The sequence below is a fragment of the Waterburya agarophytonicola KI4 genome (genome assembly GCF_020640915.1).
In the GTDB taxonomy this organism is placed as follows: Bacteria; Cyanobacteriota; Cyanobacteriia; order Cyanobacteriales; family Xenococcaceae; genus Waterburya; species Waterburya agarophytonicola.
Map to the genome: position 1 here is coordinate 1 of NZ_JADWDC010000084.1, position 17,909 is coordinate 17,909.

General features: G+C 40.6%; 16 protein-coding genes and 2 pseudogenes. 11 read left to right on the forward strand and 7 right to left on the reverse strand.

From position 1 onward, the window contains the following. Nucleotides 1-51 precede the first annotated feature (51 nt). Complete coding sequence (locus I4641_RS20920; protein ID WP_229642531.1) at nt 52-732, forward strand: HAD family hydrolase; 681 nt, start codon at nt 52-54, stop codon at nt 730-732. A gap of 56 nt (nt 733-788) precedes the next feature. Beyond that, the gene (locus I4641_RS20925; protein WP_229642532.1) at nt 789-2,177 is read left to right on the forward strand and encodes an aldehyde dehydrogenase; all 1,389 of its coding nucleotides are present in this window, start codon (nt 789-791) and stop codon (nt 2,175-2,177) included. A 51-nt stretch (nt 2,178-2,228) separates the two neighbouring features. On the opposite strand, the gene I4641_RS20930 is transcribed toward I4641_RS20925, so the two are convergent. Beyond that, nucleotides 2,229-3,689, reverse strand: coding sequence for an efflux RND transporter periplasmic adaptor subunit (locus I4641_RS20930; protein ID WP_439655364.1), 1,461 nt, complete (start codon nt 3,687-3,689; stop codon nt 2,229-2,231). 466 nt (nt 3,690-4,155) lie between these two features. Here I4641_RS20930 and I4641_RS20935 point away from each other — a divergent pair, with 466 nt between their 5' ends. Continuing rightward, nucleotides 4,156-4,443, forward strand: coding sequence for a hypothetical protein (locus tag I4641_RS20935; protein ID WP_229642534.1), 288 nt, complete (start codon nt 4,156-4,158; stop codon nt 4,441-4,443). Nucleotides 4,444-4,563: 120 nt separating this feature from the next. Here I4641_RS20935 and I4641_RS20940 read toward each other — a convergent pair whose 3' ends face one another. The 4 genes from I4641_RS20940 to I4641_RS20955 all read right to left on the reverse strand — a co-directional run bounded on the left by I4641_RS20940 (nt 4,564) and on the right by I4641_RS20955 (nt 7,419). Further along, nucleotides 4,564-5,499: a phosphoribulokinase gene (locus I4641_RS20940; RefSeq protein ID WP_229642535.1), complete on the reverse strand. Its 936-nt coding sequence runs from the start codon at nt 5,497-5,499 to the stop codon at nt 4,564-4,566. A gap of 100 nt (nt 5,500-5,599) precedes the next feature. Beyond that, entirely contained in the window at nt 5,600-6,718 is a 1,119-nt protein-coding gene (mraY, locus tag I4641_RS20945) for a phospho-N-acetylmuramoyl-pentapeptide-transferase (RefSeq protein WP_229642536.1), read from the reverse strand. Nucleotides 6,719-6,830: 112 nt separating this feature from the next. Then, on the reverse strand, nt 6,831-7,052 hold the full coding sequence (locus I4641_RS20950) for a DUF3134 domain-containing protein (RefSeq protein ID WP_229642537.1): 222 nt from the start codon (nt 7,050-7,052) through the stop codon (nt 6,831-6,833). A gap of 169 nt (nt 7,053-7,221) precedes the next feature. Continuing rightward, nucleotides 7,222-7,419, reverse strand: a complete 198-nt coding sequence (locus I4641_RS20955; RefSeq protein WP_229642538.1) for a hypothetical protein — start codon at nt 7,417-7,419, stop codon at nt 7,222-7,224. A 221-nt stretch (nt 7,420-7,640) separates the two neighbouring features. On the opposite strand from I4641_RS20955, the gene purT reads away from it, so the two are divergent. Further along, on the forward strand, nt 7,641-8,807 hold the full coding sequence (gene purT / locus I4641_RS20960) for a formate-dependent phosphoribosylglycinamide formyltransferase (RefSeq protein ID WP_229642539.1): 1,167 nt from the start codon (nt 7,641-7,643) through the stop codon (nt 8,805-8,807). Nucleotides 8,808-8,810: 3 nt separating this feature from the next. On the opposite strand, the gene I4641_RS20965 is transcribed toward purT, so the two are convergent. Beyond that, nucleotides 8,811-10,721, reverse strand: coding sequence for an SLC13 family permease (locus I4641_RS20965; protein WP_229642540.1), 1,911 nt, complete (start codon nt 10,719-10,721; stop codon nt 8,811-8,813). Nucleotides 10,722-10,884: 163 nt separating this feature from the next. Here I4641_RS20965 and I4641_RS20970 point away from each other — a divergent pair, with 163 nt between their 5' ends. Continuing rightward, a complete protein-coding gene (locus I4641_RS20970; RefSeq protein WP_229642541.1) occupies nt 10,885-11,673 on the forward strand; it encodes a cyclic nucleotide-binding domain-containing protein in 789 nt (262 codons plus the stop codon). Between the two features lie 164 nt (nt 11,674-11,837). Here I4641_RS20970 and I4641_RS20975 read toward each other — a convergent pair whose 3' ends face one another. Continuing rightward, nucleotides 11,838-12,836: a LysR family transcriptional regulator gene (locus I4641_RS20975; protein ID WP_229642542.1), complete on the reverse strand. Its 999-nt coding sequence runs from the start codon at nt 12,834-12,836 to the stop codon at nt 11,838-11,840. 202 nt (nt 12,837-13,038) lie between these two features. Here I4641_RS20975 and I4641_RS20980 point away from each other — a divergent pair. The 6 genes and pseudogenes from I4641_RS20980 to I4641_RS21000 form a co-directional block, all read left to right on the forward strand. Further along, a pseudogene (locus tag I4641_RS20980) lies at nt 13,039-14,748 on the forward strand (fumarate reductase/succinate dehydrogenase flavoprotein subunit). 44 nt (nt 14,749-14,792) lie between these two features. Beyond that, complete coding sequence (locus I4641_RS20985) at nt 14,793-15,020, forward strand: 4Fe-4S dicluster domain-containing protein (RefSeq protein WP_229642544.1); 228 nt, start codon at nt 14,793-14,795, stop codon at nt 15,018-15,020. A 142-nt stretch (nt 15,021-15,162) separates the two neighbouring features. After that, nucleotides 15,163-16,131, forward strand: a complete 969-nt coding sequence (locus tag I4641_RS20990; RefSeq protein WP_229642545.1) for a HEAT repeat domain-containing protein — start codon at nt 15,163-15,165, stop codon at nt 16,129-16,131. Then, nucleotides 16,128-17,150: an Mrp/NBP35 family ATP-binding protein gene (locus tag I4641_RS20995; protein WP_229642546.1), complete on the forward strand. Its 1,023-nt coding sequence runs from the start codon at nt 16,128-16,130 to the stop codon at nt 17,148-17,150. The genes I4641_RS20990 and I4641_RS20995 overlap by 4 nt, the downstream gene beginning before the upstream one ends. A gap of 203 nt (nt 17,151-17,353) precedes the next feature. Further along, nucleotides 17,354-17,482, forward strand: a pseudogene (locus tag I4641_RS24330) (toxin HicA); the annotation flags it as partial. A 100-nt stretch (nt 17,483-17,582) separates the two neighbouring features. Then, nucleotides 17,583-17,909, forward strand: a 327-nt coding sequence (locus tag I4641_RS21000; protein ID WP_229642547.1) for a helix-turn-helix domain-containing protein, incomplete at its 3' end; no start/stop codon positions are given.

Here is a 17,909-nt window from a genome sequence, read left to right on the forward strand (position 1 = left end):
CTCTCACCACCATAGCGAAAGCTTGGTGGTGAGAGGAATGCGCGAAGACAGATGAGTTTAAAAGCAGTTTTTCTGGACTTCAGTGGGGTAATCATCGATGATGAAGCCATCGATCGATCGCTGGTTGCAGATATATTACTCCAAGAGAATTTACGGGCGGATGATGATGAATATATCAATTATTGTCGGGGAAGGAGCGATCGCGCTGGTTTAAAAGATATCTTAGCCAATCGCGGGCGTATTTTGCCCGATGAGTATCTCGATCGCCTGTTGGCTAGTAAAAAGCAAGCCTATCGACAAGAAATCGATCTGTTAGATGAATTGCCATTATCCCCCCATCTAGGAGAATTTCTCAGTCAATTAAAAGCCGAAAATATTACCGTGGGTTTAGTTACGGGTACGCCCAAATCGGAAGTGGAATATATTTTGCAAAAAGCAGAACTGGCTCAATTCTTCGATATCATTGTGGCAGAAGACGACCTAGAACAAAGCAAGCCCGAACCCGAACCCTATTTATTGGCGTTATCGAGACTAAATTTGCAACCATCTAATTGTTTGGCGATCGAAGATAATCCCATTGGGATTGAATCAGCTAAACGAGCGAAGATTCAAGTAGTGGGTATTGCCAATCTTTATCCTCTCCATATGTTGCAGCGCAAGGCTAATTGGACGGTAGATGATTTTCTAGAGATTGAATTGGATCGAGTCGATCGCGTTTTATCAAAAACCTGAAAACATTTAACATTTAATAATTTAATAATTAATATTTAACAATTAATAATTTACCAATGACTACTGTAATCAATTCTCCTACCGAAGCGATCGCCAGAGTAATCGAGCAACAACGTCAGTTTTTTAATGCAGGTAAAACTAAAGATCTGGATTTTCGTCGGCAACAGTTAGAAAAACTCAAGACAGCAATTAAACAAAAGGAAGAACAAATTATTGCTGCTTTGCATCAAGATTTATGCAAGCCAGAATTGGAAGGATATATTGAAATGGCTGTGCTGCAAGATATTAATTATGCTCTCAAGCATCTGAAATCTTGGGCTAAAAAAAAGAAGGTAAAAACTCCTTTAACCCAATTTCCCGCTTCGGCTTATATTTATGCCGAACCTTTGGGCAATGTCTTAATTATTGGACCTTGGAATTATCCTTTTTCCTTGATCATAAGTCCTCTTATTGGCGCGATCGCAGCAGGAAACTGTACTATCCTCAAGCCTTCGGAACTCGCACCCCAAACTTCTAGGGTGTTAACTGAATTAATTAACGATACTTTTCCTCCCGAATATATTGCAGTAATTGAAGGGGGAGTAAAAACTTCTCAGGCATTACTCGCCGAAAATTTCGACCATATCTTTTTTACAGGAGGAACAAAGATCGGCAAAATTGTCATGGAAGCTGCTGCCAAAAATCTCACTCCCGTTACTTTAGAATTGGGCGGAAAAAGTCCCTGTATTGTTGATAGTAATATCGACTTAAAAGAAACTGCTAAAAGAATTACTTGGGGTAAATTTCTTAATGCAGGACAAACTTGTATTGCTCCCGATTATTTGTTGGCAAACAAACAAATTAAAACTGAATTAATTGCAGCTATTAAACAATGTATTAGAGATTTTTATGGCGATAATCCTCAATCAAGTCCAGATTTTGCTCGGATAATCAATCGCCAACAATTCGATCGCCTGCAAGGATTATTAGCCGATGGAACAGTTATTCTTGGAGGAGAAACTAAGGCTGAAGATCTGTATATTTCCCCGACATTAATTACCGATGCTGCTTTAGATAGTCCTTTGATGGCAGAAGAAATCTTTGGGCCGATCTTACCTATTCTAGAATATGATAATCTACAAAATGCGATCGCTCTAATTAATTCTCGTTCTAAACCCCTCGCGCTTTATATCTTCTCTAAAGATAAAGACATACAAGAACAAATTCTAATGAATACTTCTTCTGGAGGAGTTTGTATTAACGATACTGTTATGCAGGTAGGAGTTAACGAATTACCTTTTGGCGGTGTAGGTGATAGTGGTATTGGTAGCTATCACGGTAAAGCTAGTTTTGATACTTTCTCTCACCAAAAAAGCGTTTTGAAAAAGTCTTTTCTTTTAGATTTTAATTGGCGATACGCGCCCTATGCAGACAAGTTAGGATTGTTTAAAAAATTAACTCAATAGATAATTCATAATTCCTTCCGCGATTAATTTAGGGCGAACAGCCATTCGCCCCTACTTATTACTTACCTCAACCCCATCCCCATCCTTTAGGTAGGCTGCACCTTTTAACACAATGCGATCGCCCGATTCCAATCCATTGATAATCTCTATGGTGCGATCGTCAATAATTTCCCCCATTGATACTGTTTGCGCCTTAACAGTATTATCTGGTTGCAACACAAAAACAATGGCTTTATTCCCTGACTGGGGTAATAGTGCTTCAATTGGTACGGCTAAACCTTGATTACTATCGGTGTTAATAGCTGCGCGCAAAAACATCCCTGGCTTGAGATTAGTATTGCTGGGTAAGTCTACCTTGACTAATGCTTGGCGAGAGCTATCGTTGACGATAGGATCGATTTCTCTGACTTTTCCTGTCAATTTGAGATCTGAATTTGCATTAGAAGTAATTGCTACTTTTTGTCCCGATTGAATTTGACCAACCAGGGTTTCAGGCACTTGCAATCTTAATTCCAAACGTCCGTTTTGAATTATAGAAAACAACATCTCCGAACTAGAAGTAATTTGTCCTACCCTAGCTTCGCGAGAGGCAATAATACCGCCACTAGGGGCAACAATAATTGTATCGCCTAATTGGGCTTCAATTGCTTGCAGCCTACCTTGGGCTTGAATTAATCCCGCTTCTGCTTGAGCGATAGTTTGACGGCGAGAGCCAGCCTTTAATTGTGCCAAGGCTTGTTTTGCTTCGTTTAGATTGGCTTTCGCTCCTGCTAAGTCAGATTTAGCTACTTTTTCTTGATTGAGGACTTCATCAAAGCGATCGCGAGTAATTGCGCCTTCTTGCTCTAAAGTACGATTGCGATCAACTCTTTTTTGAATCAATTCTAGATCCGACTCCGCTTGTACTATTGCCGACTCTGCGTTAGCCACTCTAGCTTCTGCTTGGGCTACTTCTTCGATTCTACTTCCCGCTTGCAATTCATCTAGTGCAGCTTTTTGCTGCGCCACTGCTGCTTGAGCTTCTGTTTTTTGTGCGGTTAAAGTTTTATTATTTAATTTGGCTAATACCTGTCCGCGATCGACACGATCGCCCGTTTCTGCTAATATTTCAGTAATTTGTAATCCTACTGCTTGGGACATTACAGGAGTTCTTTCAAAAGCCGTTACCGTTCCCGAAGCATCTAGAGTACTATTAATATCCCTAGTTTTTACTTCAGCAATAGTTACTGTTTGGGCTGGTGCGATAGATTCATTGACTAGGGCAGATTCTGACTCGCCCTTATTGTTGGCAGTTGGAGTCAAAAATAAACGAGTTACTCCTAGGGTTAATACGACTCCCAGTCCTACTCCCATTAATATACCTTTTTTTCCAGAAAATAAAGATGGTTTTGCCTTGGGTTTTGGTACTTTAGCTAAATCTAAATCTGATTTAGAAATAATGGAATTAGAAACTAAAGATTTACTTAAACTATCTTTTTTAATGGGAATTGGCTGAGGGTTTTGTTCTTCGATTGTGTAGTCTAAAAAACAAAAGCGATCGTCAATTTCTACAATATACAAAGCCTTTTCAAGAGGAAAATTCAAACTGAGATCTGAATAAACTAACTCGGTCGAATCTTGACCTAAAAAAGCTTTTTCTAAAAGAATACTGTCAAGCTCTCCTACGGATTTGAGTACTACTGGATCGCCGTTGGTTAGATCGAATTTTGCGGAATCGTGGTTGATATTAGATTTTTGCTGCACGAGTATTAAATAAAATTACTATTTAGTTGATTAATGTAATATTTTGCTTAAATTTAATTGCATAAATTTACTTTTGTAAAAGATAAAATAAATTAAATTCTTTTGATAGATAAGAAACTGGAAAATTTTGTTAAATAAAAGTTGGAAAATAGCATTTTAAAAAGAGTAAATGTTACTGTATTTAAAGTGACTCCATTGGGAGTTTTTGTTACCGAGATCGTAGGATTCGGAAAATATGGAATCACCGCTAAACTATACCAGTGCCAATTTCGAGCAAGTAGCTTTAAGCAAATTTCGCTCTTTGGTTGCCTTCTTACCCCAAGATATCAAAATTTTTCGCGAACCTTGGGGACGTTCTACAGTCTTGTGTATTGATTTTGCTAATTGTCCTCATTTGTTTAGTGTAGACCAAGAACAAGCTCGCTTGTTGAGTAATGCGATCGCCCAACTAGGTTTAGCTAGCTCGGTTATATTTCGCATTGGTAGCAAAATAGTGGGCTGGAAGAAAATGAGATCTTCCTAACACCTTAGTGCAAAGTAATTTCACTAAATATTAATTTTTAGTAACTATTGAAGATTCAGTATAACCTTGAATAGGAATATTAGGTACTTGTTACGCTCGAACCTAGAAAGGCAAAACACCTCAAGTTGCAGCTTTGAGCATATGGTAGGTAATTAATAATTGAGTTAAAGCTAGAGGATAACTTTGTAGAGTTTCTCCAGTAGTCCCTGTTATTTTGCCCAATTCTTGATTGCCTTCTAAACTGCAAAACTGACCGAGATAGGGTACTTCGCTACACATAATTTTTTCTAATTCTCGTACTTGCTCCTGAGTCGCCTGTCCGTCAATCTGTAAAATATCAACGGGTTTTCCCATATCTCGATCTAAGCCCAAACGGATCGCATCGCCCAAATGATTACCTTCTGAATTGAGAATTGTACTCAAATCAGGATGAGGAATAGTAGGACGTAAAACTAGATTGGCATTGAGTAATAAATTTTCCCCTGGATCTTCTGTGTCGTCTGGAGGATAGAAGCTGACAATCATATCAGACCATTTACGTTGAGGACGAATAAACGCTTCTGAATCTGGCTCTCTTTGGCGTAGTTGCTCTAAAACTTGTTCCTCTTGATAACCCCTCTTGCGAGTATCTCGTTTAATTTTCCAAGCAGCACGCAGTGACTCGGGGGGAGCTAAATAAGTAGTAACATCATAGCTATCTCGCATTTTGCGGGTTGAATATCCCAGCAAACCTTCAACAATTACATATTTACGCGGTTCGATATATTCTGGGGGATCGAAAGCACCTGTCGAGTGATTATAAATAGGCTTAAGAATTGCTTGTCCTTCACTCAACAGAGCTAAGTGTTGCTCGATAATATCTAGATAGTTACAGTCGGGATGAAGGGCGGAAATCTTCATTTCGGCTCTTTGAACTCGGTCGTAGCGATGGTAATCATCGGTACAAATAATCGTAACGTTATCTTCCCCTAAAACCTGAGCAATTCCCCTGGTTAGAGTTGTTTTACCTGCTGCACTATCACCAACTATACCGAGAATAATGGGTCTATCATTCATTTTTTTTTCTCCTTCGAGGGAAAACTTGCTCAAAAATAGAATATATCGCCACCGTAGCACTTGTATATAGGGTTTGCTGAAAAATTGAGATTTGAAAAAATTAACCCATGAAATAGGCGATCGCAACTAAGAGCAAATTGACTAAATAAAATACTCCTACTACCTGAGTTTCATTCCAGCCACTAAGCTCAAAATGATGATGAATTGGAGCCATCTTAAACAAACGCTTACCATTACCATCTTCTCCTTTGGTCGCTTTATAATAACCAACTTGAGCAATTACTGAGAGAGATTCGATCAAGAAAATACCGCTGACGACAAATAACGTCCAGAGATTACCGCTACTTAGCCCTACTGCTGCTAGCGCGCCACCCAAAGCCAGAGAACCCGTATCTCCCATAAAAACAGTTGCAGGGTTGCGATTATGAACTAAAAAGCCCAAACACGCCCCGCTAAAACAAGCGCAAAATAAAGCCAAGTCGGGAGAATCAACGCTAATAATTGCTCCCAAACCTAAAAAAGAGATCGCACCTGTCCCCGCTGCCAACCCATCTACTCCATCAGTCAAATTTGTCGCGTTGCTTTCGGCTGCAAGGACGAATATTGCTAAGGGTATAAATAACCATCCCAAGGATAAGTTTATGCCCCCAGGGAGGCTAATATTAGTAATTGAAGGAGATTCGTGCCAAAACAACCACAAAGCAAACAAAGTCCCCAAGGAAACTTGGAGAGTCAGCTTCATTCGGGGGGATATTCCTTTATTGGACTTTCTGCGTAATACTTGCCAATCATCGATCCAACCGATTAAGCCATAACCCAAGGCGATCAAGCATACTGCGATCGCTTCTGCTGATATGTTGGCGATGGTTGGATTTAAAACCATTCCTACTAAAGCGATGATAACTGCTACTGGAACAAAAAAAATGCCTCCCATAGTGGGAGTTCCAGCTTTTTTCAAATGAGATTGAGGTCCATCTTCCTGAACGATTTGACCTGTTTTGAGCCGATTGAGGATGGGAATTACCCCCTTGCCTATCAAGGCACTGACAATCGTACAGCTTAGTAAGGGAAAGAACAGCAGACCAAATTGCTTGCCCGAAAAACCATCTTCATAACCCAAAGCGATCGCGCTGAGAGTCAGAATACCAATCAGAAAAATCAATAAGGCTTTACCAGAAGGGACAATTAACTTCTCTGTCGCAAGCGATTTACCATTCACAATTAAATTACTGCCAATTTTCTACAATATTAATCATCGATCGCAATTATTTTACAATAAGCGATCGACGAATCATTATTATAGAGGCATAATTTCTTAGTCGTTGACAGTGTTAGTCATCATCGTCGGTGTCAAACTCATCGTCATCCCCATCCATTAGCACGTCTAGATCGTCGTCGGATTTAACTTTTTCTACCTCTACTGTTTCCCGAGGAATAAGACGATTATTAGCTTTGAGCCAATCTATTAGAGAAGATCCTCTTTTGATCGGAATAACAATTGCGGGTTCGTACCGTGCTTCTTGAACTAGAGCAGGATTTTTACGTTGTTCCATAATTAAATTTATCTATCTGTTTGGTAGCCTATAGGTTAAAGATTGTATCGGTTTTGATTGAGATTAACTAATCTATGACTTGCTTATGGATCAAAATTGCAGCCATCTCAAGCTCGGTATTATCTAGTCTATCCCATACTCCACCCGAAGCGATCAAACTCAATCTGACTTACTTTCTATTTGCGCGATTGGCATTGAGAGAAATGTCGCTACGCATCACTGCTTCCTGCATTGCTTTTTGAATAATATCTTGAGAAGATTCAGTTTCTTCATCATAACCACCAACGATCTTGGTTGTTTCAAAAGCGTTTAATTCTTTTAAGTGAGAGTTAGTTTGTTTTAGCTGATAAATTTTAATTTTAGACATAATCGTTGCGGTGGATAGAGATTCAATTAAATATTAAACACATAATAGTACAAACTTCAGCTCGGACAAAGTTCATCAGTAACTTTACAAAACAGAGATAATTTAGACTTATTTTGTTCGCAATAATTTAGCAATTTCCCCTCAAATTAATTTAGGGATTATTAACAAATGCTTTACAATTTACTTGATAAAATTTTCCAGAGAATATTCGGTCATAATCAATGAAAAATCTGCAATTACCTCAAAAAATTATGCTTCTGGGTGCGGGAGAATTGGGCAAAGAATTTGCGATCGCAGCCCAGCGTTTGGGTAATTTTGTCGTGGCAGTAGATCGTTATGCCAACGCCCCAGCCATGCAGGTAGCAGATGCAGCCGAAGTTATTTCGATGCTCGATGGAGATGATTTAGAAAGAGTTGTCGAAAAATATCAACCAGACTTTATTGTGCCTGAAATTGAAGCAATTCGTACCGAAAAACTAAGTGAATTCGAGCAGCGAGGGATTACGGTAATACCTACCGCAGCAGCTACTAGCTACACGATGAATCGCGATCGCATTCGGGAATTGGCAGCCCATGAGTTGGGTATACGTACGGCAAAATATGCCTACGCTACTAGTCTAGAAGAATTAAAACTAGTTTCCACTGACATCGGCTTTCCCAATGTAGTCAAACCCGTAATGTCTTCTTCAGGCAAAGGGCAGTCTATAGTTAAATCTCCCGAAGAAGTAGATCGAGCCTGGGAATATGCTATAGAAGGGGCGCGGGGAGATACCCAGAAGATTATTGTCGAAGAGTTTATTGATTTTGAAATTGAAATCACCTTGATGACAGTCAAACAGTGGCACGCACCTACAGTTTTTTGTCCCCCCATTGCCCATCGTCAAGAAAGAGGCGATTATCAAGAATCTTGGCAACCTGCGGGTATCTCAGCTATCCAAACTCAAGCAGCAGAAGCGATCTCTAGTAAAGTGACTGATGCCTTAGGTGGGGCGGGAATATTTGGGGTAGAGTTTTTTATTACCCAAGATGAGGTAATATTTTCGGAATTATCTCCCCGTCCCCACGATACAGGAATGGTAACTTTAATTTCTCAAAATCTGAATGAATTTGAATTACATTTACGAGCAATTCTAGGCTTACCTATTCCCAAAATTGAAGTTTTTGCTCCCTCTGCCAGCGCGGTTATCTTAGCAGAGAAACATTCTGACTGCATCAATTTTGCTAATGTAGCAGAAGCTTTGCAAGTAGCAGACACAGATATCAAGCTATTTGGCAAACCCGATTCTCGTCCCTACCGTCGTATGGGAGTCGCTTTGGCAAAGGGAAAAACCATCGCCGAAGCTAGGGAAAAAGCGAATACCGCAGCCGATAAAGTGCTGGTTATTTAATTTTTAACTGAAAGGATAAAACAAGGGAGTCAGGGTAATTGTAATTAGCCAGAATAAAATATTTAGGGGTATTCCAACTCGCATGAAATCAGTAAACTTATAACCTCCTGGACCGTATACCATTAGATTAGTTTGGTAGCCGATGGGGGTAGAAAAACTAGCCGATGCTGCAATCATAATGGCGATCGCAAAAGGCATAAAGCTAACTCCCAGATTTTGGGACAGAGCTAGGGCGATGGGAAAAATTAGTGCTGCGGCTGCGTTGTTGGTGATTGCTTCGGTTAATAAGTTGGTCGCTGCATAGATGATGGCTAAAGCCAACCAGGGATTATCCCCCGAAAACTGAATCATTGTAGATGCGATCGCTGCTGCCGCGCCTGTAGTCTCTAAAGCCTTCCCAATACTAAGAGCAGAGCCAATAACTAGCAATACCGACCACTCTATATTACGTAGTGCCTTAATTGAAGAACAACATCCCGTAGCGATAGTTACTACCGCAGCTAAAATTGCTGCTTTGAGCATACTCATCACCCCTAGGCTAGAAAGAAGTATCATTCCTAGCAAAATAATCATCGCTAAAGGGGCTTTTTCATGGCGTATGGGTTCGGAGTCGGGAATACCATTAACTAAATAAAAATCATTCGAGATTCTTTGCTGAGATAAAAAATTGGCATTGGCTTCGAGTAGTAAAGTGTCTCCTGCTTTGAGACGAATACTACCAATTTTGCCTTTTAAACGCTCTCCATTACGAGCAACTGCTAAGACGACGGCATTATATTGAGTCCTAAATTTTCCTTCGCGGATCGTTTTACCCAACATCGGACAAGTATTAGATACTACTGCTTCAATCAGACATCGATTTGAACGAGGCGTATCTAGCTTGAAAACCTGGTCTGTGGCGGGCTGCAATCCCCGCAAACGATGTAGATCCACCATTGAATCGATCGTACCAATAAATACCAGGCGATCGCCTTCTCGTAAGATTTCTTGGGGGCTAACCGCAGGAAAAATTAATTGATCGCGGACAATTTCGACTAGATATAACCCAGGTAGATTTCTTAAACCAGCTTTTTCAATTGTTTTATCCGCCAAAGGACTAGCATTGGAAACCATCATTTCTACCGTATATTGCCGTACGTCTTCTGTATCGCTAATGACGGGTTTACGATTAGGCAAGAGCCAACTACTAGTTAGAAATAAATAAATCATACCAGCGATCGCGCAGGGGAATCCCACCAACGCTATATCAAAGAGTTTTAATCCTGGCAAATCTGTATTGGCAATTAAAAGACCGTTAACTACTAAATTAGTACTAGTACCGATAAGAGTACAAATTCCTCCAAAAATTGCCGCATAGCTCAACGGAATCATTAATTTGGACGGACTAATGCGCAGTTTGCGCGACCAATCGCTAACCACAGGAATAAACATTGCTACCACGGGGGTATTGTTTAAAAAAGCACTCATCCCCATTACAGGACTCATCAAGCGCAATAAAGCTGCATTCTGTCCCTTGGGTAGTCCTAACACTCTTTGAGAAATCCAATTCATACCTCCCGTCTGGGATAATCCCGTCACTACTATATAGAGGACAGCGACGGTAATCATCCCTGGATTGCTAAATCCTGCCAAAGCATCTTGCTCGGTTAAAATTCCACTGACAAACAAAGCTGCCGTCCCTCCCAAAAAAACAATCTCTGCGGGTAGGGAAGTAAGGGCGTTGAGAACGAATACCCCTATAGTAACGGCGATCGCCATTCCCCCTTTCCAAGACAAATTAAAATTGGGCGAAGCCATAATATATGAAAGCAATCCGAGGACACTAGAGGTACTCAAGCCTAGAAATATTAGGAATAGCCAATGTTTCCAAGTCTTAGGAGCTAAGATGCGACGAGATAATCTTCTTGCTTCCATAATTAAAATTTCCTTAAAAAATTCCGGTTAGCAGTAAGTCTATCACAGAAAAATCCTATATAAATCTCAAATGTTTTGAAATACAATTTAGATTTAATTTAAAACAAGATGTAAGTAATCCCAAATTAAGTCAGACTGGAGATAGGGTCAATAGTTAACATAAATGAGGAAGTCAATCAGCAAATCCGAAAACCATAACTTAATCGAATCTTTGACAGCAAATAATTTTTTGTTCCAAGATTTGGATCGGTCTTTGTTGGCGAAATATTTGACATCAGAGCAACTTATTGCTGAAAAGCTATATTCTAGTCGTCCCGTCTATACTGCTTTTGGCAACGATACTTCTTTGGAATATCTTTATGCGATCGTCAAAGGAGGCCCTGTAGTGGTTCGCAGTACTCCTCTAGACCGTATTATTGATATAACTTACGCTAATAGCTGTTTTGGAATGCGGAATCTAGCCTTAAGTTTTGGTAATGTATCTCGTACCTTTCCTAGTCTAGTAGAAGCCTACAAGACCGCAGACGTGATCAAAATTTCCTTAGAAGCGGTCAAAGCAGTCCATCAAGAATGCGAAATTTTTCGTCAGCGTTACGGACTCATGTTTGAATTACAAGAAAAATTTCAATACCATTTGCTCAATTGTAGTACCTATCCTCCCCAAGCCGTAGCAGCACTATTACGAGCCTTAGTTTATCAAGAAAGAGAATTGGGCAATCAACCCCAAACTGATGGCATTTTTCTGTTCGATTTGCCGATAGAAATCATTGCCAAAGCTTGCCAACTAAATCATCGTACGGTGGAGCAAGTCCTCAAAGGAATGATGAAAGTTAATATCTTGAAACCCCAAAAAGGCTCTCACAACGACCTCGTTTACGTGATTAATCCCGAAGAATTAAAAGCAGTCTATGGAGCTACGAGGGATAAAGTATCTTGGTGGCCATTAAAATAGACATGGATTTATCTAAACAAAAGTGATATTGCTAGCATTGATTTCTATCGGCAAATAAAGCGATCGCATCATTTTGATAAAACAACATCGTTCATCGGCTACTGCCCCCAAATTATAAAATTATAATTATCTACTTGCACAGATTAATTCTTAACATCAGATATCTAATTTTGTTGAGCGGTTTGCAGAAATTCGGGTTGAACCCAACGGTCAAGTTCAATTTCCTGCAAATTCTGTAGATCGGGAATTGTTTGAAGTTGAGTAATGTGACTTGTGAGCCAATCTGGGCGAATTTTCCGATCGTTAATGATTGCTTTTGCCGTTTCGTGACTCAAAGATAGATAAATATTGGCGGGTAAGGCAAATTCTTGCAGATCGATCGCTCTCAATATCCCAGAATCTAACTCTGCTTGAAATTCTAAATCCGAGGCAAAGCCAATATAGTTCCCTTGGGTAAGATAGGTTCGCATCAAAGCGATCGTATCTACTGTTTCGATCTGGTCAAAATCAGTAAGTTTTAGACCGAGTTCTGCTAGGCGAGAGACAAAAATTTGATGGCTAGCAAAGCGATCGCTTAACAATATTAAAGGTTTTTGTTTAATATCTCTCAGGGTTTGCCAATTTCTTTTAGTTAATGAGAAATTAGATGCCACTATTAAACCGTATTTGACCGAGGCAATCTTTCGTCGTTCTAGTTCGGGATTAAACTCTGAAATTATCTCGGAAAATCCCAGGTCAATATTGTTATCTTTAATTGCTTTTTCTAATAATTTAAGATCGTCAAAAACTGCCAGTGTTGTTTCGATTTCAGGATGCTTTTGGCGATACTGATAGATTATTTTTGGCAGCCAGTCTTGAGCAATTTCTAGAGAACAGCCAATACCGATTTGATTAAATTTTGATTGCTTAAATTTTTCTACTTTATCTGCAATTTTTGCTTCTAATTCAACCAGCTTTTTTGCTTCTTTTACTAAAAATTGACCGACTTCCGTCAATTGTATTTGTCTCCCCAAACGATCAAAAAGAGAAGTTTTTAAATCCGATTCTAAAGATTTTATTTTTGCACTAACTGCTGGTTGAGTAAGATTCAAACTTTCCGCCGCTTCAGTAAAATTCAAACAACGAGCAACTGCCAAAAAAACCTTTAGTTGATAGATTTCCATAATAGTAAACAGTCGTAAAAACCTCTATCAAAAAAAATTATTAATCCATACAAAACTTTGATGAATAACTCTTGAAAATCAAGAGACAATTTAGAGAAGAAATATAAAGTTTCTAAATCAATTTTATTGACGAATAAAAGCTAAGAGCTAAAAGCTAAGAGCTTTTTAAAATAATAGCCCCTTTTAAAGTGGAGAACAGTACATGACGAACACTCAACACCTCAAGACAGACGTTTTAGTAGTCGGCGGTGGTACTGCTGGTACGATGGCAGCGATTAAAGCCAAGCAAGCTAACCCAGAAGCAGAAGTTTTAATTTTAGAAAAAGCCAATATTCGACGCAGTGGAGCGATCGCCATGGGCATGGATGGGGTCAATACTGCGGTGATTCCAGGTAACTCTACACCAGAACAATATGTCCGCGAGATTACTATCGCTAACGATGGCATCCTCAATCAGAAAGCGGTCTATCAAACGGGTAAACTGGGTTATGAAGTCATTCAAGAATTAGATAGTTGGGGGGTTAAGTTCCAAAAAGACACCTACGGCAACTATGACCTAAAACAAGTGCATCGGGTTGGTAAGTATGTTCTGCCTATGCCTGAAGGGAAAGACTTAAAAAAGATTCTCGCTCGTCAGGTAAAAAAACACAAAGCCAAAGTGACCAATCGCGTGATGGCAACTCGCGTGATTGTCCAAGATGGTAGAGCGATCGGCGCAGTCGGTTTTGATGTCCGTAATGGCGATTTTGTAGTGATTCAAGCTAAAGCAGTAGTTCTTTGTACGGGGGCTTGTGGCAGATTGGGATTACCAGAGTCGGGATATCTCTACGGTACTTATGAAAACCCTACCAATGCGGGTGATGGTTACTCCATGGCATATCATGCGGGGGCAGAATTAACCAATATTGAGTGCTTCCAGATTAATCCTCTAATCAAGGATTACAATGGTCCAGCCTGTGCCTATGTTGCGAGTCCCTTCGGCGCATACACCGCAAATGCGGAGGGGCATCGCTTTGTTAACTGTGACTACTGGAGTGGTCAAATGATGCTGGAGGTTTGGAAAGAGCTACATTCTGGCAAAGGACCGATTCAGCTCAAGATGACCCATTTAGACGAAGATACGATCTCCGAAATCGAAACTATCCTCTGGGCAAATGAACGTCCTAGTCGCGAAAGATTTCATCAAAACCGAGGTGAAAACTACCGTACCCATGGGGTGGAAATGCACATCTCTGAAATTGGGTTGTGCAGTGGACATAGTGCTTCGGGGGTTTGGGTAAGTGAAAAGGCAGAAACCACCGTCCCAGGATTATATGCTGCGGGAGACATGGCTTCTGTTCCTCATAATTACATGATTGGAGCTTTTGTCTTTGGTCGTTTGGCTGGTACTAATGCGATGGAATATGTGGAGGGTTTAGAACATTCCGAACCAGATGCCGATTGGTTGGCAGCCGAAAAAGAACGCATCTATAAACCAATGCAAAATCCTGACGGCATCCCCCACACTCAGGTTAAATATAAGCTACGTCGGATCGTAAATGACTATCTCCAACCTCCTAAAAACACTCACAAAATGGATATTGCCCTATCAAAGTTTGTCAATTACCACGACACCCTGGAGTTAATGGGCGCAAGAGATCCTCACGAACTGATGCGCTGTATGGAGGTTCATTTTATTCGCGACTGTGCAGAAATGGCAGCCAGAGCTTCTTTATATCGTAAGGAAAGTCGTTGGGGTTTGTATCACTACCGTATCGATTACCCAGAGAAAAACAACGAGGAGTAGTTCTGTCACGTCAATCTGAAGCAAGAGGATGGCAATATGACTCTCTTTAAACGTCCTGTCGAACCTTATATTGTCGATGTCAATCTCGAAGAAGAAGTTTACGACGTAAAAGTTGCAAGTAAGTAATAGGTAATAGGTAATAGGTAATAGGTAATAGGTAATAGGTAAAAATGGCTTTAACTACTCAACGGATTGATGTTCCCGTAATCGTCGATGAATCTAAGTGTTTGGAAAAATGTCAGGCTTGCATTGAAGTATGTCCATTAGATGTCTTGGTAAAGAATCCTGAGACGGGCAAGGCATATATGAAATATGACGAATGCTGGTTTTGTTTGCCTTGCGAAAAAGAATGTCCCACTGGTGCAATTACGGTACAAATTCCTTTTTTATTGCGTTGAATGTAAGGGCGAACAGCCCTAAAGGGTGCGGTAGTCCTAAAGGATACCGCTTCGCATATCGCTCTTTGTTGGAAACCAACAAGACCGCGCTACCTTACCGTTCGTCCCTACGCAAATATTATTCAAATTTTAATTAAATCTTATGTATGACGATATTAATGACGAATTAAAACCGTGGGTAGAAATGCTCCAGTCCACCGCAGTAGAAGATCGCTTGGTGGCAGTCAAAACCCTACAGCATATGGGAGATGAAGATGCGATCGCACCTTTGATCGATGCTCTAGAAGATGAAGATACTAACGTCCAGAAGATTGCCATTACCGCTATTTGGGAACTAACTAATCCCATCGCCGTTAAACCATTAATGGCTTGTTTGCGATCGCCCGATGAGGAAGTAAGAGAAGAAGCTTTATCAGCATTAAAAGAGTTGATTGCCCCTGGGGATCTAATGATGCTGCTGGATTACGTTCAGGAAGATAATTTTTATATGCAGCTTAATGTATTGATTCTGCTGCGGAAAATACACGATGCCCAGGCACTACCTTATGTACTGCCGTTTTTTGAATCAGAACAAGAAGAACTGAGAGAAACAGCAATTACTACCCTGCGCTATCTCAATCAGATCGAAACTTGTCCCCCAGCTTTAACCTTGATGAACGATGAATCTCCCAAGGTTCGTCGGGAAGCAACTTTAACATTAGGTTATCTCCAAGATCCCGAAGTAGTTCAATTACTATGTGGGGCTTTAACTGGCGATCCAGATTGGCAAGTACGCCGTAGATCGGCTCAATCCTTGGCTTTGCACAAAGATCCAAGTTCTATTCCTGCATTACAACAAGCCTTAGCTGACGAACATTGGCAGGTACGCAAGTTTACCGCCCGAACTCTCCATGAAGTAGCCGACGAAAGCGTTATTCCTGCCCTAATTAAATGCCTTGCGGATGAATACTCTGATATCCGTCGCGATGCTGCAACTGCCCTGGGTAATATCGGCAATCCCAATGTCTTAAATGCTCTCCAGCAAACCTTAGACGATCCTGACGCTGATGTAAGGATCTTTTCCCAAAAGGCGATCGATAAAATTCGCGAACAACAAGGGGTTGCTTCATGAAAGATAGAGAACAGCAAGCGATTCAACTACTCAAACAAATTATCGAGCCAAATCTCACTAACGATATTGTAAGTTTGGGCATGGTGCGGAATCTTAGGCTAGTAGATGATTACGTATACCTCAAGCTGTATATTGGTTCTCATCAACACGACCTGAAAGACAAAGTAGAAGCTGCTTTATCTACCCTCGATTGGTGCAAAAAACCTTACATTCAAGTATGTACCATCCCTGGGGTAAGGCTCACCTTGGCAATTTCTAGCGGTAAAGGCGGGGTGGGAAAATCGACCACCTCGGTTAATCTAGCCATGGCATTAAGTTTATCTGGGGCAAAAGTCGGCTTACTAGATGCAGATGTTTATGGCCCAAATATCCCGCAAATGCTGGGTTTAAAACAGTCTGACGTACAGACTATTGATACTTCTGTTGGACAAAAATTTATTCCCCTAGAAGCCCACGGTATTAAGGTCATGTCAGTCGGTTTACTTGCCGAACCCGAACGCCCTCTAGCCTGGCGAGGACCGATACTCCATAAGATTATTACCCAGTTTATTAACGATGTGGAATGGGGTGAATTAGATTATCTTTTAATAGATCTGCCTCCAGGTACGGGGGATGCTCAAATTACCATCGTGCAAGAAAGTCCCATCTGCGGGGTAGTAATGGTGACAACACCCCAACAGGTAGCCTTATCAGACGTGCGACGGGGAATCTATATGTTCCGTCAGGTAGGTGTTCCCGTCTTAGGTATTGTGGAAAATATGAGTTATTTAGAAAATGCTCAAGGAAAACGTACCGCTGTCTTCGGCATGGGTGGTGGCGCGGAAATTGCTCAAGAATTATCAGCACCATTACTAGGACAAATTCCTCTCGATCCTCGTATTTGTAGCGGTGGAGATGAGGGAAATCCCATTGCACTTAGTCAACCAGATTCTATAGCTGCTCTAACATTTAAACAAATAGCTCTAGCTTTAGGTCGAACTTTTGCCATCGATCGGGAAACAGCAACATCACGCCCGTAGATGGCTATTTGAACGGGAAATCATTAATTGCGATCGCTAACTTAAATTCTAAACCTAGATCAGACTATACCTAATTTGAGTATGTATGGTAGCGATCGCAAAGTCGTTAAAAATTCACCGCCATCGATTTTGTCAAACAGTTAAAGGTGAATACAAGCTATATTATTTAGTATCAATAATGATACTGGCTTGAAATTTAGAGTATGGCGCAAATACAAAAGCTGTTAGCTCAAATCAAGAATAATCCTGCTGATGTAAGATTTAATGATTTAACTAAAGTCTGTGACCATTACTTCGGAGAACCCAGACAAAAGGGAACAAGTCATCATCTGTCTTCGCGCAGGATACTCCCACCATAGCGAAAGCTTGGTGGTGAGAGGAATGCGCGCCTCTAATTGTGTTTTTTACATTTAACATTGTATAATGTGAGCTATGGTTGAAAGAGCTTACAGATACAGATTTTTCCCTACTGCCGAGCAAGAAAATCTCTTGCGACGGACAATGGGGTGTGTGCGTCTGGTCTATAACAAAGCTCTCGATGCTAGAACCAAAGCTTGGTATGAAAGACAAGAGAGAGTCCAATACAAAGAAACCTCTAGCCTTCTTACCGATTGGAAGAAAACCGAAGACTTGGATTTTCTCAACGAGGTTAGCTGCGTACCTTTGCAGCAATGCCTGAGGCATTTGCAAAAGGCGTTTGCTAAAGAAACTCCAGAGGCATTTCTGGGAGGACTTAGAGTTATGGCAATCGATGGAACG